Annotated in this window: 33 protein-coding genes; 1 reads left to right on the top strand and 32 read right to left on the bottom strand. The window is 40.6% G+C overall.

Features of this window, described 5'->3' with window-relative positions:
* Positions 1–4 precede the first annotated feature (4 nt).
* From rpsM to GY23_RS18870, 31 genes are all read right to left on the bottom strand, one after another.
* Positions 5–370, bottom strand: coding sequence for a 30S ribosomal protein S13 (rpsM, locus tag GY23_RS15880; protein ID WP_075620175.1), 366 nt, complete (start codon positions 368–370; stop codon positions 5–7).
* A gap of 23 nt (positions 371–393) precedes the next feature.
* A complete protein-coding gene (gene rpmJ / locus GY23_RS15885) occupies positions 394–507 on the bottom strand; it encodes a 50S ribosomal protein L36 (RefSeq protein ID WP_000868344.1) in 114 nt (37 codons plus the stop codon).
* 38 nt (positions 508–545) lie between these two features.
* Positions 546–764 carry a translation initiation factor IF-1 gene (infA, locus tag GY23_RS15890; RefSeq protein WP_075620176.1) on the bottom strand — a complete coding sequence of 73 codons (219 nt, stop codon included), beginning with the start codon at positions 762–764 and terminating at the stop codon, positions 546–548.
* Between the two features lie 423 nt (positions 765–1,187).
* The gene (locus GY23_RS15900; RefSeq protein ID WP_075620178.1) at positions 1,188–1,841 is read right to left on the bottom strand and encodes an adenylate kinase; all 654 of its coding nucleotides are present in this window, start codon (positions 1,839–1,841) and stop codon (positions 1,188–1,190) included.
* Positions 1,842–1,906: 65 nt separating this feature from the next.
* Positions 1,907–3,199: a preprotein translocase subunit SecY gene (secY, locus tag GY23_RS15905; protein ID WP_075620179.1), complete on the bottom strand. Its 1,293-nt coding sequence runs from the start codon at positions 3,197–3,199 to the stop codon at positions 1,907–1,909.
* Positions 3,199–3,639, bottom strand: coding sequence for a 50S ribosomal protein L15 (gene rplO, locus GY23_RS15910; protein ID WP_075620180.1), 441 nt, complete (start codon positions 3,637–3,639; stop codon positions 3,199–3,201). Before rplO ends, secY begins: the two co-directional genes overlap by 1 nt.
* 33 nt (positions 3,640–3,672) lie before the next feature.
* Positions 3,673–3,852 carry a 50S ribosomal protein L30 gene (gene rpmD / locus GY23_RS15915; RefSeq protein WP_075620181.1) on the bottom strand — a complete coding sequence of 60 codons (180 nt, stop codon included), beginning with the start codon at positions 3,850–3,852 and terminating at the stop codon, positions 3,673–3,675.
* A gap of 14 nt (positions 3,853–3,866) precedes the next feature.
* Positions 3,867–4,367, bottom strand: a complete 501-nt coding sequence (gene rpsE, locus GY23_RS15920; RefSeq protein ID WP_075620182.1) for a 30S ribosomal protein S5 — start codon at positions 4,365–4,367, stop codon at positions 3,867–3,869.
* A gap of 21 nt (positions 4,368–4,388) precedes the next feature.
* Positions 4,389–4,745 carry a 50S ribosomal protein L18 gene (rplR, locus tag GY23_RS15925; RefSeq protein WP_075620183.1) on the bottom strand — a complete coding sequence of 119 codons (357 nt, stop codon included), beginning with the start codon at positions 4,743–4,745 and terminating at the stop codon, positions 4,389–4,391.
* Positions 4,746–4,777: 32 nt separating this feature from the next.
* Entirely contained in the window at positions 4,778–5,317 is a 540-nt protein-coding gene (rplF, locus tag GY23_RS15930; protein WP_075620184.1) for a 50S ribosomal protein L6, read from the bottom strand.
* 30 nt (positions 5,318–5,347) lie between these two features.
* A complete protein-coding gene (gene rpsH / locus GY23_RS15935; protein ID WP_016429896.1) occupies positions 5,348–5,746 on the bottom strand; it encodes a 30S ribosomal protein S8 in 399 nt (132 codons plus the stop codon).
* A 29-nt stretch (positions 5,747–5,775) separates the two neighbouring features.
* A complete protein-coding gene (locus tag GY23_RS15940; protein ID WP_016429895.1) occupies positions 5,776–5,961 on the bottom strand; it encodes a type Z 30S ribosomal protein S14 in 186 nt (61 codons plus the stop codon).
* A 19-nt stretch (positions 5,962–5,980) separates the two neighbouring features.
* On the bottom strand, positions 5,981–6,520 hold the full coding sequence (gene rplE, locus GY23_RS15945) for a 50S ribosomal protein L5 (RefSeq protein WP_075620185.1): 540 nt from the start codon (positions 6,518–6,520) through the stop codon (positions 5,981–5,983).
* A gap of 25 nt (positions 6,521–6,545) precedes the next feature.
* Complete coding sequence (gene rplX / locus GY23_RS15950) at positions 6,546–6,857, bottom strand: 50S ribosomal protein L24 (protein ID WP_075620186.1); 312 nt, start codon at positions 6,855–6,857, stop codon at positions 6,546–6,548.
* Positions 6,858–6,893: 36 nt separating this feature from the next.
* A complete protein-coding gene (rplN, locus tag GY23_RS15955; protein ID WP_024536511.1) occupies positions 6,894–7,262 on the bottom strand; it encodes a 50S ribosomal protein L14 in 369 nt (122 codons plus the stop codon).
* Positions 7,263–7,308: 46 nt separating this feature from the next.
* A complete protein-coding gene (rpsQ, locus tag GY23_RS15960) occupies positions 7,309–7,572 on the bottom strand; it encodes a 30S ribosomal protein S17 (protein ID WP_075620187.1) in 264 nt (87 codons plus the stop codon).
* 18 nt (positions 7,573–7,590) lie between these two features.
* Positions 7,591–7,791 (bottom strand): 50S ribosomal protein L29, encoded by a 201-nt coding sequence (gene rpmC / locus GY23_RS15965; protein ID WP_016429890.1) that lies wholly within the window; start codon positions 7,789–7,791, stop codon positions 7,591–7,593.
* Entirely contained in the window at positions 7,781–8,215 is a 435-nt protein-coding gene (gene rplP / locus GY23_RS15970) for a 50S ribosomal protein L16 (RefSeq protein ID WP_075620188.1), read from the bottom strand. The genes rpmC and rplP overlap by 11 nt, the downstream gene beginning before the upstream one ends.
* Position 8,216: 1 nt before the next feature.
* Positions 8,217–8,882, bottom strand: a complete 666-nt coding sequence (gene rpsC, locus GY23_RS15975; protein WP_075620189.1) for a 30S ribosomal protein S3 — start codon at positions 8,880–8,882, stop codon at positions 8,217–8,219.
* 3 nt (positions 8,883–8,885) lie between these two features.
* Positions 8,886–9,227, bottom strand: a complete 342-nt coding sequence (gene rplV, locus GY23_RS15980) for a 50S ribosomal protein L22 (RefSeq protein ID WP_016429887.1) — start codon at positions 9,225–9,227, stop codon at positions 8,886–8,888.
* A 19-nt stretch (positions 9,228–9,246) separates the two neighbouring features.
* Positions 9,247–9,525 (bottom strand): 30S ribosomal protein S19, encoded by a 279-nt coding sequence (rpsS, locus tag GY23_RS15985; RefSeq protein WP_016429886.1) that lies wholly within the window; start codon positions 9,523–9,525, stop codon positions 9,247–9,249.
* 60 nt (positions 9,526–9,585) lie between these two features.
* Entirely contained in the window at positions 9,586–10,416 is an 831-nt protein-coding gene (rplB, locus tag GY23_RS15990) for a 50S ribosomal protein L2 (RefSeq protein WP_075620190.1), read from the bottom strand.
* A 45-nt stretch (positions 10,417–10,461) separates the two neighbouring features.
* Entirely contained in the window at positions 10,462–10,746 is a 285-nt protein-coding gene (gene rplW / locus GY23_RS15995; RefSeq protein WP_075620191.1) for a 50S ribosomal protein L23, read from the bottom strand.
* Positions 10,746–11,369, bottom strand: a complete 624-nt coding sequence (rplD, locus tag GY23_RS16000; RefSeq protein WP_075620192.1) for a 50S ribosomal protein L4 — start codon at positions 11,367–11,369, stop codon at positions 10,746–10,748. Before rplD ends, rplW begins: the two co-directional genes overlap by 1 nt.
* Positions 11,370–11,396: 27 nt before the next feature.
* Positions 11,397–12,026 carry a 50S ribosomal protein L3 gene (gene rplC, locus GY23_RS16005; RefSeq protein ID WP_075620193.1) on the bottom strand — a complete coding sequence of 210 codons (630 nt, stop codon included), beginning with the start codon at positions 12,024–12,026 and terminating at the stop codon, positions 11,397–11,399.
* A gap of 46 nt (positions 12,027–12,072) precedes the next feature.
* On the bottom strand, positions 12,073–12,381 hold the full coding sequence (gene rpsJ / locus GY23_RS16010) for a 30S ribosomal protein S10 (RefSeq protein ID WP_004233624.1): 309 nt from the start codon (positions 12,379–12,381) through the stop codon (positions 12,073–12,075).
* A gap of 338 nt (positions 12,382–12,719) precedes the next feature.
* Entirely contained in the window at positions 12,720–12,803 is an 84-nt protein-coding gene (locus GY23_RS18850; RefSeq protein ID WP_245827689.1) for a hypothetical protein, read from the bottom strand.
* Between the two features lie 170 nt (positions 12,804–12,973).
* Positions 12,974–13,147 (bottom strand): hypothetical protein, encoded by a 174-nt coding sequence (locus GY23_RS18855; RefSeq protein ID WP_245827681.1) that lies wholly within the window; start codon positions 13,145–13,147, stop codon positions 12,974–12,976.
* Positions 13,148–13,156: 9 nt separating this feature from the next.
* Positions 13,157–13,321 (bottom strand): hypothetical protein, encoded by a 165-nt coding sequence (locus GY23_RS18860; RefSeq protein WP_245827682.1) that lies wholly within the window; start codon positions 13,319–13,321, stop codon positions 13,157–13,159.
* Between the two features lie 192 nt (positions 13,322–13,513).
* Positions 13,514–13,726 (bottom strand): hypothetical protein, encoded by a 213-nt coding sequence (locus GY23_RS18865; protein WP_245827683.1) that lies wholly within the window; start codon positions 13,724–13,726, stop codon positions 13,514–13,516.
* Entirely contained in the window at positions 13,710–13,955 is a 246-nt protein-coding gene (locus GY23_RS18870; RefSeq protein ID WP_245827684.1) for a transporter permease, read from the bottom strand. The genes GY23_RS18865 and GY23_RS18870 overlap by 17 nt, the downstream gene beginning before the upstream one ends.
* Before the next feature lie 70 nt (positions 13,956–14,025).
* Between GY23_RS18870 and GY23_RS18360 the strand changes: the two genes are divergently transcribed.
* On the top strand, positions 14,026–14,295 hold the full coding sequence (locus tag GY23_RS18360) for a hypothetical protein (protein WP_075620194.1): 270 nt from the start codon (positions 14,026–14,028) through the stop codon (positions 14,293–14,295).
* A gap of 241 nt (positions 14,296–14,536) precedes the next feature.
* On the opposite strand, the gene tuf is transcribed toward GY23_RS18360, so the two are convergent.
* Positions 14,537–15,724, bottom strand: a complete 1,188-nt coding sequence (tuf, locus tag GY23_RS16025; protein WP_075620195.1) for an elongation factor Tu — start codon at positions 15,722–15,724, stop codon at positions 14,537–14,539.
* Between the last annotated feature and the right edge of the window lie 14 nt (positions 15,725–15,738).

Below are 15,738 nucleotides of genomic sequence, written 5' to 3' on the forward strand. Positions count from 1 at the left end.
CGTATTATTTTTTCTTGTTAGCAACAGTTTTACGAGGACCTTTACGCGTACGCGCATTGTTCTTCGTATTTTGACCGCGAACAGGTAAACCTCTACGGTGACGGATACCACGGAATGAACCGATCTCCATCAATCGTTTAATATTTAATGATACTTCACGGCGAAGGTCACCTTCAACCTTGTAAGCACCGATTGATTCACGAATTTTGTTTAATTCGTCTTCTGTAAGATCACGAACGCGTGCATCTTCAGAAACGCCTGCAGTAGCTAAAACTTTTTGTGCAGTCGTTTTACCAATACCGAATATATATGTTAATGAAATAACAACGCGTTTATCGCGCGGAATGTCAACACCAGCAATACGAGCCATGTGTGTCGTGCACCTCCTTCAAATTAGCCTTGTTTTTGTTTATGTTTAGGATTTTCACAGATTACCATTACTTTACCGCGTCGGCGAATTACTTTACATTTTTCGCAGATCGGTTTCACAGATGGTCTCACTTTCATCTAACCCAACCTCCTTAGATAGTCCGGAGTGCAAAAGATTATTTAAAACGGTATGTGATACGACCGCGAGTTAAATCGTAAGGAGAAAGTTCAATTGTGACTTTATCTCCAGGTAGGATGCGAATAAAGTGCATACGGATTTTGCCAGAAACATGTGCAAGAATCATATGACCATTTTCTAATTCTACCTTAAACATCGCGTTTGGCAAAGTCTCAACAACTGTTCCTTCGACTTCAATTACATCGTCTTTCGCCATCAACCCTGTCTCCCTTCTGTATAAAAAATCAGGTCCTCATCATCAAATCAAACGGAATGTTCCGCAAATCGAAATCCGAGATGGACTCTTTTCGTTTCAACATATGTTTGTTTTGCATGAGAGATGTTCGAAAGACACTCGTCAGGCTTCGCTTCTGGCAACCTACGGAGTAGACTGACCCGGGTGAACCTTGTCTCCCTCATGTAAACACGACCGCTCGGAATGCCTTGGATGAGTTCCACCATATCCGTTACACAGATGCTTCCACGAAACCCATTATACCTTGTCAGAACTAGAAATGCACGAAAGGACAAAGGGATCCTCTTATACGTAACAAGTTCTAATTCTTCCTAGAGTATATCGGGCATAATTTGCTTTTGCAGCTCTCGAAAATAAATTCCGTTCACAAGCGTGCCGCTAGGTTCAGCTGCGGTTGCCCTCTAAAAGAGCGTTCAAATCAGCAAATACCTTATGAATGTCTTGCTGACCGTTAATATTTGTTAACACACCTTTGTTGCCATAATAGTCAAGTAAAGGTTGTGTTTGTTTCATATTTACTTCCAGACGATTGGTGACCGTTTCCGGATTATCATCCGCGCGCTGGTAAAGCTCGCCACCATCTTTATCGCAAACACCATCTACTTGAGGTGGGTTAAAGACTAGATGGTACGCAGTGCCACATTCTTTACAAATGCGACGCCCCGTTAAGCGCTTAATCAATTCTTCTTGCTCAACTTGGATATTCAGTACGTGCTCCACATCTTTGTTCAAGTCAGCTAATAGCATATCAAGTGCTTCAGCTTGAGGAACTGTACGTGGAAACCCATCTAATAAAAATCCTTTGTCACAATCAGCTTTGCTTAATCTTTCACGGACAATACCGATCGTTACTTCATCAGGTACTAATGCACCTTCATCCATAAACGATTTAGCTTTAAGGCCAAGTTCCGTACCACCTTTAATCGCTGCACGGAACATATCGCCTGTAGAAATATGAGGGATTTCGTACTTCTCAACAATTTTATCTGCTTGAGTGCCTTTACCTGCACCTGGCAGACCCATTAAAACGATGTTCATACGTATTGCCCCCTGCATACAATTTGCAGGTTAAAAGGAACGAAGATGTTCCTCAAAACCAAACATTATTTCATGAAGCCTTTATAATGACGTTTCACTAATTGTGATTCAAGCTGTTTCATCGTTTCCAGTGCAACACCGACAACGATTAGCAAGCTAGTACCTCCGATTTGTGCAGATGCTGGGAGACCAGCAAAATTAATGAACAAGATCGGCATGATAGCAACTAATGAAAGGAAAATCGCACCTACGAAAGTTAAACGGTACAAAACTGTTGTTAAGTAGTCTTGTGTGTTTTTTCCTGGACGAATTCCTGGAATATAAGCACCTTGCTTTTTCAAGTTATCAGCAACGTTTTCAGGATTCACTTGTATAAACGCATAGAAATACGTAAATGCAACGATTAACGCCACGTAAATGAGCATGCCCACCGGTTTCGAATAATCAAATGTGTTCTGAATGAAATCCGTTACATCATTCTGTCCAAAGAAAGTAGAAAGTGTTTGTGGTGTAATGATAAACGCAACCGCAAAGATTACTGGGATAACTCCAGCAGCATTCACTTTTAACGGTAAATGTGTTTGTTGACCGCCAGTAGCACCGCGACCAGCAACACGTTTTGCGTACTGAATCGGAATTTTACGCAACGCTTGTTGAACGTAAATAACTCCTACAGTAACAGCAATAATCGCTAAAAGAAGAAGAGCCATAATTGCGATACGGATGAATAGATCATCACCAGCGCCATCTAATTGTTGTGCATAGATTTGGTTTGCAGCACTTGGAATCGCAGCAACGATACCTGCAAAGATAATAATGGAAATCCCATTACCAACACCTTTAGCAGTGATCTGCTCAGATAACCAAAGAAGGAACGCAGTTCCAGCTGTTAACACTAGAGCTATAACAACATACGTTGAAATGCCATCGTCTTTAATTAAAGATCCGCCATACATGCGGTTAAATCCGTAAGACATCGCAATCGCTTGGATGAACGCCAACACAATCGTGAAGTAACGTGTGAACTGAGCAAGTTTACGTCTTCCGACTTCACCTTGTTTGGCCCACTCCGTAAACTTCGGTACAACATCCATTTGTAACAATTGTACAATGATGGATGCCGTGATGTACGGCATAATTCCCATCGCTAAAATCGAGAAATTAGCAAGAGCACCGCCACCAAATGTATTTAGAAAACCAATTAAACTAAATTGATCAGTTGCTTGCAAGACTTGTGCATCAACGTTCGGTACCGGAATAAAAGTTCCAATACGGAAAACGATCAGCATTAACAGAGTGAAAATGATTTTATTTCGTATATCTCTAACGCGCATAAAGTTGGAGATTGTCTGAAACATTAAACCACCTCTGTTTGTCCGCCCGCGTTCTCAATCGCTTCTTTTGCAGAAGCTGAGAACTTATGAGCTTTTACGGTAAGCTTTTTATCAAGTGTTCCGTTACCAAGAATCTTGATTCCAGCTTTTTCGCTGCTCACATAACCAATTTCAATAAGCAATGCAGGTGTTACCTCTGTGCCTTCTTGGAAACGGTTTAATGTATCAAGGTTCACAATAGCGTATTCTTTACGGTTAATGTTCGTAAAGCCGCGTTTTGGTAAACGTCTGAATAATGGGTTTTGACCGCCTTCAAATCCTGGACGAACACCGCCGCCAGAACGAGCGTTTTGACCTTTATGACCTTTACCTGCAGTTTTACCATTACCAGAACCAATCCCGCGTCCTTTGCGTTTGCGGTTAGAACGAGATCCTTCTGCTGGTTTTAACTCATGAAGTTTCATATGATGTGGCACCTCCTTATTCTAAAGTCCTAATTATAGTTCCTTTACAGAAACTAAATGAGCTACTTTTTCAACCATCCCACGGATAGCTGCGTTGTCAGCATGCTCAACAGTTTGATGCATTTTACGTAGACCTAGAGCTTCTACAGTTTTACGTTGACCAGGTTTTGTACCGATTACGCTTTTAGTGAGGGTAACTTCTAATTTTGCCATTGTCATTTCCCCCCTTAACCTAATAACTCTTCAACTGTTTTACCGCGCAATTTAGCAACTTGATCTGCACGTTTTAATCCAGTTAATCCGTTGATTGTAGCACGTACCATATTGATTGGCGTGTTAGAACCAAGAGATTTAGAAAGAATATCAGTAATACCAGCTAGCTCAAGTACAGCACGAACTGGACCACCAGCGATAACACCAGTACCTGGAGCAGCAGGTTTAATTAAAATTTCACCAGCGCCAAAGTTACCGATAATTAAGTGTGGAGTAGTACCACGTACCATAGGCACTTCGATCAGGTTTTTCTTCGCATCTTCAACTGCTTTGCGGATAGCATCTGGTACTTCTTGTGCTTTACCAGTACCGAATCCTACGTGGCCATTCTTGTCACCAACAACAACCAATGCAGTGAAACGGAAACGACGTCCACCTTTTACAACTTTAGCTACGCGGTTAATAGTAACTACGCGCTCTTCAAGTTCAAGTTTGTTTGGATCAATGTGACGCATGAAATGTGTCCCTCCTTCTTATTAAAATTGTAAGCCGTTTTCGCGAGCAGCTTCAGCTAACGCTTTTACGCGGCCATGATATAAGTAACCGCCACGGTCGAATACAACAACTTTGATGTTTTTTTCCGTAGCACGTTTAGCGATTGATTCACCGATTGCTATAGCAGACTCCAAGTTACCTTTACCATCGAAATCTTTTTCCATAGTAGAAGCACTTACAAGTGTTACACCAGCAGTATCGTCAATTAATTGCGCATATAAATGTTTATTAGAACGGAATACGTTTAAACGAGGACGTTCAGCTGTACCCGTGATTTTTGAACGTACACGTGCATGACGTTTTTTACGAACTTGATTTTTATCTTGTTTCGTAATCACAGAGGTCACTCCTTTCTAATGCTTAGGCAGCATTATTTACCTGTTTTACCTTCTTTACGACGAACAACTTCGCCTTCATAACGAATACCTTTACCTTTATACGGCTCTGGTGGACGTGTTTGACGGATGTTAGATGCTAATGCACCAACGCGTTCTTTGTTGATTCCTCTAATGATGATCTTAGTGTTAGTAGGAACTTCTACTACTAAGCCAGCTTCAGGTGTGAATTCAACCGGATGAGAGAAACCTACGTTCAATACAAGTTTTTCACCTTGTAAAGAAGCACGGTACCCAACCCCTACTAATTCAAGACTGCGTTCGAACCCTTTAGATACACCTTCAACCATGTTTGCAAGCAAAGCACGAGTTGTACCGTGAATCGTACGGTGTTCTTTTGATTCAGAAGGACGTGTTAATGTAACAACGTTCTCTGATTGTTCGATTTTAATATCTGCATTAAAAGTACGAGTAAGCTCGCCTTTTGGACCTTTTACAGTAACTTCATTGTTTGCACCAATTGTTACAGTAACGTCAGCAGGAACCTCAATTGGTTTTTTACCTACACGAGACATTCATTTGCACCTCCATTCGTTTGTTGCTTTTTACCAAACGTAAGCTACGATTTCGCCGCCAACTTGTTTAGCGCGTGCTTCTTTATCAGTTAGAAGACCATTAGAAGTTGACACTAAAGCAATTCCTAGGCCATTTAATACTCTAGGTACTTCATTTGTTTTCGCGTATACACGAAGACCAGGTTTTGAAATACGTTTTAAACCAGTAATAACGCGTTCGTTGTTTTGACCGTATTTCAAGAAGATACGGATGATACCTTGTTTGCTATCTTCTACGTATTCTACGTCACGAACAAAACCTTCACGTTTAAGGATCTCAGCGATCTCTTTTTTCATGTTTGAAGCAGGTACTTCCAATTTTTCGTGGCGAACCATGTTCGCGTTACGAATACGTGTAAGCATATCTGCAATCGGATCTGTCATTGTCATTACATATACCTCCTTCCCAGTTTAGGGGATTACCAGCTGGCTTTTTTCACGCCAGGAATTTGTCCCTTGTAAGCAAGTTCACGGAAACAAATACGGCAAAGTTTAAATTTACGTAAGACCGAATGCGGACGTCCGCAACGTTCACAACGTGTATAAGCTTGTACATTATGCTTTGGCGTGCGCTTTTGTTTTGCGATCATTGATTTTTTAGCCACGTTTACGCCTCCCTTATGTTTACTTTTGGAACGGCATTCCGAATTGTGTTAATAACTCACGAGCTTCTTCGTCAGAGTTCGCAGTTGTTACAATTACGATATCCATACCGCGTACTTTAGACACTTTATCGTAGTCGATTTCAGGGAAGATCAATTGTTCTTTTACACCTAATGTGTAGTTACCGCGACCGTCGAATGCTTTTTTAGAAACACCACGGAAGTCACGTACACGTGGAAGAGAGATAGCAATTAATTTATCCAAGAATTCATACATACGCTCACCGCGTAATGTTACTTTACAGCCGATAGGCATACCTTCACGAAGACGGAAGCCAGCTATAGATTTCTTAGCTTTAGTTACAACAGGTTTTTGACCTGTAATGATTGTTAATTCTTCAACAGCTGCATCTAGTGCTTTAGTGTTTTGAACAGCGTCACCAACACCCATGTTGATTACGATTTTGTTCACTTGTGGCACTTGCATAACTGATTTGTATTCAAACTTGCTCATTAGAGCAGGAGAAACTTCCTTAAGAAATTTTTCTTTTAGGCGGTTCATGTGTGTACCTCCCTTCTTCTTTTACTTATTTATCGATTGTTTCGCCAGATTTTTTTGCAACACGAACTTTTTTGCCATCTACCATTTTATAACCTACGCGAGTCGGCTCGCCTGATTTAGGGTCGATTAACATAACGTTCGATATGTGAATTGATGCCTCTTGGCTGACAATTCCACCTTGTGGATTTGCCTGGTTTGGTTTCATGTGCTTTTTCACAAGATTCATACCTTCAACTAGCACACGGTCTTTCTTGGGAAAAGCAGCAATGATTGTACCAGTTTTGCCTTTTTCTTTCCCTGAGATCACCATAACTTTGTCGCCTTTTTTAACATGCATTCTGTCGCACCTCCTTGATTGGCACTTTCATCTAGATTAAAGAACTTCCGGAGCTAAAGATACGATTTTCATGAAGCTATTGTCACGTAATTCACGTGCAACAGGTCCGAAAATACGAGTTCCGCGCGGGCCTTTATCATCTTTAATAATAACGCATGCGTTTTCATCAAATTTGATATAAGTACCGTCTTTACGGCGTACACCGCTTTTAGTGCGAACGATAACGGCTTTAACGACGTCACCTTTCTTGACAACGCCACCTGGTGTTGCTTTCTTAACTGTACACACAACGACATCGCCGATGTTAGCAGTTTTACGACCAGAACCACCAAGCACTTTAATTGTTAAAACTTCACGTGCACCTGAGTTGTCAGCAACTTTCATACGACTCTCTTGTTGGATCACTTAGGTAACCTCCTCTCGGAATATGGTCTGTTCCGAACTTTTGTATTTAAATAATTACCGCTTTTTCTACAACTTCCACTAGACGGAAACGTTTTGTAGCAGACAACGGACGAGTTTCCATGATACGAACTACGTCGCCTAATTTAGCTTCGTTTTGCTCATCATGTGCCTTGAACTTTTTAGAGTACTTAACACGTTTACCATAAAGTTTATGTTTTTTATATGTTTCAATCATAACAGTTACAGTTTTGTCCATTTTGTCAGAAACAACACGGCCCGTGTATACTTTGCGTTGATTACGCTCAGTCATGCTCGAAAACCTCCTTTATCAGTTATTTGCACTGATTTCTCTTTCACGAATCACAGTTTTCATACGCGCAATAGCTTTACGAACTTGGCTAATGCGTGCTGTGTTTTCTAATTGACCAGTCGCCAATTGGAAGCGAAGGTTGAAAAGCTCTTCTTTCAGTGATTTCACTTTTTGTTCGATTTCTGCAGTGGTAAGGTCACGGAGTTCATTAGCTTTCATTAGATTCACCACCAATTTCTTCACGTTTTACGATTTTAGTTTTCACAGGAAGTTTATGTGATGCAAGTCGAAGTGCTTCACGTGCTACCTCTTCAGAGACACCAGCGATTTCGAACATGATCTTTCCTGGTTTAACTACCGCTACCCAACCTTCAGGAGAACCTTTACCGGAACCCATGCGAACCTCAAGAGGCTTTTTCGTATAAGGTTTATGTGGGAAAATTTTAATCCAAACTTTACCGCCACGTTTCATGTAACGTGTCATTGCAATACGAGAAGCTTCGATTTGTCGGTTTGTGATCCAACTAGCTTCAACAGCTTGTAAGCCGAATTCACCAAAAGTTACTTCTTTACCGCCTTTCGCTTCTCCGCGCATTTTCCCGCGGTGTTCACGACGATATTTAACGCGTTTAGGCATTAACATATTATTTGCCTCCTTCCTCAGAGTTCGAGTTCTTCTTAACTGGAAGGACTTCACCACGATAGATCCAAACTTTAACACCAAGCTTACCATAAGTTGTGTCAGCTTCAGCGTGTGCATAATCAATGTCAGCACGTAAAGTATGAAGTGGTACAGTTCCTTCACTGTAGTGTTCAGCACGCGCGATGTCTGCGCCGCCTAAACGTCCAGATACTTGAGTTTTAATCCCTTTAGCACCAGCACGCATTGTGCGTTGTAATGATTGTTTTTGTGCACGACGGAAAGATACGCGGTTTTCTAATTGACGCGCAATGTTTTCAGCAACTAATTTTGCATCTAGATCCGCACGTTTAATTTCAACGATGTTGATATGAACACGTTTGCCGCCAGTAGTAGCATTTAGGTTTTTACGAAGTGCTTCCACTTCAGAACCACCTTTACCAATAACCATACCTGGTTTCGCAGTGTGAATTGTTACGTTTACACGGTTTGCAGCGCGCTCGATTTCAATTTTAGAAACAGAAGCTTCTTTCAAACGTGTTTCGATGTATTTACGAATTTTTATATCTTCGTGAAGAAGAGTTGCATAGTCTTTTTCTGCATACCATTTAGACTCCCAGTCACGAATAATGCCGATACGTAATCCTATTGGATGTACTTTTTGACCCACGAATTATCCCTCCTTCTTCTCAGATACCACGATCGTAATGTGGCTTGTGCGTTTGTTAATTGCGCTTGCACGCCCCATAGCACGTGGACGGAAACGTTTTAATGTTGGACCTTCGTCAACAAAAACTTCAGAAATAACTAGTTTGTTTACATCTAAATCATAGTTGTGCTCAGCGTTTGCAACAGCAGATTTCAACACCTTTTCAACAACAGGTGATGCCGCCTTAGGAGTAAGGCGCAAAATCGCAACTGCTTCACCGATTTGCTTGCCTCGGATTAAATCAACGACTAATCGTACTTTACGAGGGGCAATACGCACTGTTTTAGCAATAGCTTTAGCTTGCATCAGGATATCCTCCTCTCAATTAGCGTCTTGTTTTCTTATCGTCATTGCCATGGCCTTTATACGCACGTGTTGGTGCGAATTCGCCCAATTTGTGCCCTACCATATCTTCAGTCACATATACAGGAACGTGTTTACGTCCGTCATATACTGCGATCGTTAATCCGATAAAAGTCGGGAAAATTGTTGAACGGCGAGACCAAGTTTTGATCACTTGTTTTTTCTCAGAATCCTTTTGTGCGTCAACCTTCTTCATAAGATGGTCATCAACAAAAGGTCCTTTTTTCAAGCTACGACCCATTTTGGAACCTCCCTCAGTGAACTCGCTACGGCTCTCTTTTCGAACCGCAGAAGAATCACATTATTTTTTACGACGACGAATGATAAATTTGTCGGATTTGTTTTTCTTTTTACGAGTTTTGTATCCAAGAGTAGGTTTACCCCATGGAGACATTGGTGATTTACGACCGATTGGAGATTTACCTTCACCACCACCGTGTGGGTGATCGTTCGGGTTCATTACAGATCCACGTACAGTTGGGCGTTTACCTAACCAACGGTTACGACCTGCCTTACCGATGTTAATCAATTCGTGTTGTTCGTTACCAACTTGACCAATTGTAGCACGGCAAGTTCCTAGAATCATACGAACTTCACCAGATTGAAGACGAATAATTACGTACTTATCTTCTTTACCTAGTACTTGTGCAGATGTACCAGCAGAACGTACTAATTGTCCACCTTTACCAGGCTTCATTTCGATGTTATGGATTGTAGAACCCATAGGAATGTTTTGTAATGGTAATGCGTTACCCACTTTAATATCAGCATCAGGACCTGAAACGATAGTCATTCCAACTTCTAAGCCTTTAGGTGCTAAGATGTAACGTTTTTCACCATCTAAATAGTTAATCAATGCAATGTTTGCAGAGCGGTTTGGATCGTACTCAATAGTAGCAACGCGTCCTGGAATGCCATCTTTAAATCGTTTGAAATCGATGACACGATATTGACGCTTATGACCGCCACCATGATGACGAACAGTTAACTTACCTTGGTTATTACGGCCGCCTTTACGTTTAACAGGCTCAAGCAATGATTTTTCAGGCTTGTTCGTAGTGATTTCAGCGAAATCTGAAGCTGTCATGTTACGTCGACCGTTGGAGGTAGGTTTGTACTTTTTAATCGCCATGTTTATTCCCTCCTTCTTGTTAGTTCAATTTAAATCCTGTATGGATTAAACTTCGAATAATTCGATGTCTTTGCTTTCAGCAGTTAACTTAACAATTGCTTTACGGCGTTTGTTAGTATATCCACCAAATTTACCAACACGTTTGAATTTACCTTTGTAGTTCATGATGTTGACTTTCTCAACTTTCACTCCAAAGATTTCTTCAACAGCATGTTTAACTTGAGTTTTGTTGGCGCGAGTGTCCACTAAGAAAGTGTACTTTTTCTCTTCCATGACTTCTGAAGAACGCTCGGTAATGACCGGACGTTTAATAATATCACGTGCTTCCATTATCCTAGCACCTCCTCGATTTTTTCTACAGCAGCTTTAGTCACGATAATTTTCTCGTGTCCAAGCAAGTCAAGAACATTAATGCCTGTTGCTGTTACTACTGATACTCCTGGGATGTTACGAGCAGATAATGCTACGTTTTCATCAAGTTCAGCTGTAACGAACAAAGCTTTTTTCTCGATCGAAAGGTCTTTCAACACTTTCAAGAAGTCTTTTGTTTTTGGTGCGTTTAAAGCTAAGCTTTCAAGAACGATGAAGTTCTCTTCTAACACTTTCGAAGAAAGAGCAGAACGAAGAGCTAAGCGACGAACTTTTTTCGGCAATTTGTAGCTGTAGCTACGTGGAACTGGACCGAAAACAACACCACCGCCACGCCATTGTGGAGAACGAATTGAACCTTGACGAGCACGACCTGTTCCTTTTTGTTTCCATGGCTTACGACCACCACCAGCAACTTCAGAACGGTTTTTAACTTTATGATTACCTTGACGTAGTGAAGCTCTTTGAGAGACTACTGCATCAAATAATACATTATTGTTTGGTGCGATTCCGAAAACCGCATCGTTTAATTCGATTTCACCAACAGATGAACCTGTTTGGTTAAGTAAAGATACTTTTGGCATTCCTGTTATCCTCCTTTCTCTATTTAATTAGTTAGCTTTAATAGCAGATTTAACTACCACTAATGCTTTGCGAGAACCAGGAACATTACCTTTAACAAGTAGCAAGTTACGATCAGCATCAACTTTTACAATTACTAAGTTTTGGATCGTTACCATTGTGCCACCCATTTGACCAGGTAATTTCTTTTGTTTGAATACACGGTTCGGAGCAACTGGCCCCATTGAACCTGGACGACGGTGGTAACGAGATCCGTGGGCCATAGGTCCGCGAGATTGTCCGTGGCGTTTAATAACACCTTGGAAACCTTTACCTTTTGTCACACCAGATACATCAATTACATCGCCTTCTGCGAAACTTTCAACCTTGACTTCTTGACCAACTTCGTACTCAGCAATATTCAAGCCGCGGAATTCACGGATGAAGCGCTTAGGGGCAGTGCTTGCTTTTGCTACGTGTCCTTTTGCAGGTTTGTTAGAAAGCTTTTCACGCTTATCTTCAAAACCTAATTGGATTGCTTCGTAGCCGTCTGTTTCAACTGATTTCTTTTGAAGCACCACGTTTGGAGAAGCTTCAATTACAGTTACAGGGATTAAGTCACCGTTCTCAGCAAATACTTGCGTCATACCGATTTTTCTACCTAAGATTCCTTTGGTCATGTGTCACACCTCCTGCAGTTATTGTTTTTATATTTGTTATTTACCATTAAAGTTTGATTTCAATATCAACGCCAGATGGTAAGTCAAGCTTCATTAACGCATCAACAGTTTGTGGTGTTGGGTTAACGATATCGATCAGACGTTTATGCGTACGCATTTCGAATTGTTCACGAGAATCTTTGTACTTGTGAACCGCACGAAGAATTGTGTACACAGACTTCTCAGTTGGAAGTGGAATCGGACCTGATACACTTGCACCTGAACGTTTTGCAGTTTCCACAATTTTCTCAGCAGATTGATCAAGAATTCGGTGATCATACGCTTTCAAACGGATACGAATTTTTTGTTTTGCCATTATTTTCCCTCCTTTTCGCCTATTTACTAGACATTCTCAACGAAAATTTTCTAACCACCCGCCATGGCAAAGCGGCCGGGTGTGTCAGTAACCTCTCGCATCATCGCAGTCAAAGACCAACATTCAACATTATAACATATAGAAAAAGGATTCCGCAAGTGTTTTGTCGAAATTCTTTTTACTAACTCATGCTTATATAAACAATGAAGTTTACAAGTATCAGTATAAGAAAAACATCAGCCTGCATCAAGGTAGATGCAAGCTGTTTTTTATATTGTATGATGGTTTTACATTTATTTCAATAGCTAGACAAATAGTCCGAACATTAAGTTCTCACCTTAAAGAACCATGACCGTAATCCAACCAAAAACTAGTAACGGAATATTGTAATGCAAGAAAGTAGGAACACGAGTATCCCAGATATGATTTTGCTGACCATCGGCATATCATCCTGCAGTTGATGCGGGTGTACTATCCGAAGCTGATAATCCTGTATCTCTTAGTGCGCCAGCAGTTCCTATTAATGATATGATTTCGAGTGTGCTTTAACCGCATTCCAATTCTAACGGTACGAATATTGCAACGATAATCGCTATTGTTCTAAAGGATGTACCGATCCCATCATAATCAATAAGTCGATAAGTCCCCTGTTTCCTTCTTTTAATAATGCAGCACTTCCAACCATTGATTCAATGTCTCCAGTTGCTTGAACCACCGAAGCAAACCCATTTGCAGCAATCATGACGAATCCGTTGAACGCAATCATACGCATCCCTCACCCAGTATCTCCCTCTTTCCAATTTAGTGTTCCCGAAATGTACAATGCAACTTTTCCTGGAAGTGCCCCAATAATTAAGACATCCGTTGAGATTTGAGCAACCAATGCAGCAATTAATGCAATCACAGTAAAGATGGTATCTTTATTATCGGCTTTAACCAAAGTAGTTTCTTCTATAATAGTCTCACTTTCATATTTGCGAAGCTCTCAATATGAAATAAACAGCCTTCAACAAACCAGCAACAAGGACTCACCATCGGGATTAACATTGCAAACGGATACCCTTTAAATCAATCGCAAGACCAACAACATCTATTTGAGTCGCAGTGAATTCTTCTATGATGAAACCAAAAGTTAACACCAAAGCAATAAGGCGCATTCGGTTTTCAATAGGTTCATAACATGTAAGCTGAGTGATTCGAGTAACGGAATAAATGCGATATGAATCGGTTTATAATTTTGTGAGAATACCGCCATAAGTAACAAAGCTAAGATAATAAGAGTTTTAGCAAAGCCTGTCTTTTCTGTTTCACCATCTTTAATGATCAATTTATGTATGCTTGTCACAAGAAGCTCTGGAATTCCCGTTTTTTGAACTCACTACAGCAAATCCACCAAATAAGGCATAACTTAGTGCGATTGAGGCTACAGCTCCCAAACCATGCGTGAAAGAAGTGATGGTATCGATCAACGATAACCCACCAGTTAGAACACTTGAAATTGCCCCAATAACCAATCCAAGTAAAACATTTACTCGCAGCAAGTTCAAAATCAGCACGACTGCAACTGCATTCATTTATATTAACCTCTTTATACTTTAGACCACTGGTGTGTTAGTACATAAGAAAATAGAGATCAAAATATTTATGAATCAACAATTTATTGGAAACAATTATTGCTATGTGGTAGATATCCAATCTATCAAGCAAATACAAACTCATAAGCAAGTCAGCATGTATATGAGATATTCTTTGAGTGTCTTTTTCGTTTATGAAAAATTTAACGCACAAGCTGAGACGTTTATCGCTCATCCTAGAGATTTTTCAATGAAACTCGTCACACCGATAGGTAGATTCTTCGAACAAACAGGAAAAAGAGAGAAGTTGAATGGTTTTGTTCTTGTAAACTTTTGTTGAAAGCAAAAAGCAACTACGTAGTAAGTAAGCAATAATATAGATCAATCATTTTATCGACTATTTCAGATTTGTCATTGAAAACTTGTTGATCAAATAATTTTCAGAGACACGTTGAATTCCATCATGTTATGTCATTACTTAGGAAATAGTATTGTAAACAATTTTAACTAGATAAACATTCTAAACGAAAAAAAGACCTTGCCAGCGTCCCGGCAAGGTCTTTCTAAAAGTTTAATAATAATTATTTAGTAATAGTAGCAACTACACCAGCACCAACAGTACGTCCACCCTCACGGATAGAGAACTTAGTACCTTCTTCAAGCGCGATTGGAGCGATAAGAGAAACAGTCATTTCGATGTTGTCTCCAGGCATAACCATTTCAACGCCTTCAGGTAAGTTACAAACACCAGTTACGTCAGTTGTACGGAAGTAGAACTGAGGACGGTAGTTAGTGAAGAATGGAGTATGACGTCCACCTTCTTCTTTTGATAAAACATAAACTTCAGCTTTGAAGTCTGTGTGTGGAGTGATTGAACCTGGTTTAGCTAATACTTGTCCACGTTGGATATCTTCACGAGCTACCCCACGAAGAAGAGCACCGATGTTGTCACCAGCTTCTGCATAGTCAAGTAATTTACGGAACATTTCAACACCAGTTACAGTAGTTGATTTTGGTTCTTCTGCGATACCGATGATATCAACAACGTCTCCAACTTTAACTTGTCCGCGATCAACGCGTCCAGTTGCAACTGTTCCACGACCTGTGATTGAGAATACATCCTCAACAGGCATCATGAATGGTTTGTCAGTTTGACGTTCTGGAGTTGGGATGTAAGAATCAACAGCGTCCATTAATTCAACGATTTTCTCTTCCCAATCAGCTTCGCCTTCAAGAGCTTTTAGAGCTGAACCTTTAATTACTGGAATGTCATCGCCAGGGAAGTCATATTCAGAAAGAAGGTCACGAATTTCCATTTCTACTAATTCAAGTAGCTCTTCGTCGTCAACCATATCACATTTGTTCATGAATACTACTAAGTAAGGTACACCAACTTGACGTGAAAGAAGGATGTGCTCACGAGTTTGAGGCATTGGACCGTCAGCAGCAGATACTACTAAGATACCACCGTCCATTTGTGCAGCACCAGTGATCATGTTTTTAACATAATCGGCATGTCCTGGGCAGTCAACGTGTGCATAGTGACGAGTTGCAGTTTCATACTCAACGTGAGAAGTGTTGATTGTGATTCCACGCTCTTTTTCTTCAGGAGCGTTATCGATTTGTGCATAGCTCATTGCAGTACCACCAGAGCGTTTTGCAAGAACTGTTGCGATTGCAGCTGTTAAAGTTGTTTTACCATGGTCAACGTGACCGATTGTTCCTACGTTTGCGTGAGTTTTAGAACGATCAAATTTAGCTTTAGCCATTAGAGAAATCCTCC

It is taken from the genome of Paenisporosarcina indica, assembly GCF_001939075.1.
Taxonomy (GTDB): Bacteria; Bacillota; Bacilli; order Bacillales_A; family Planococcaceae; genus Paenisporosarcina; species Paenisporosarcina indica.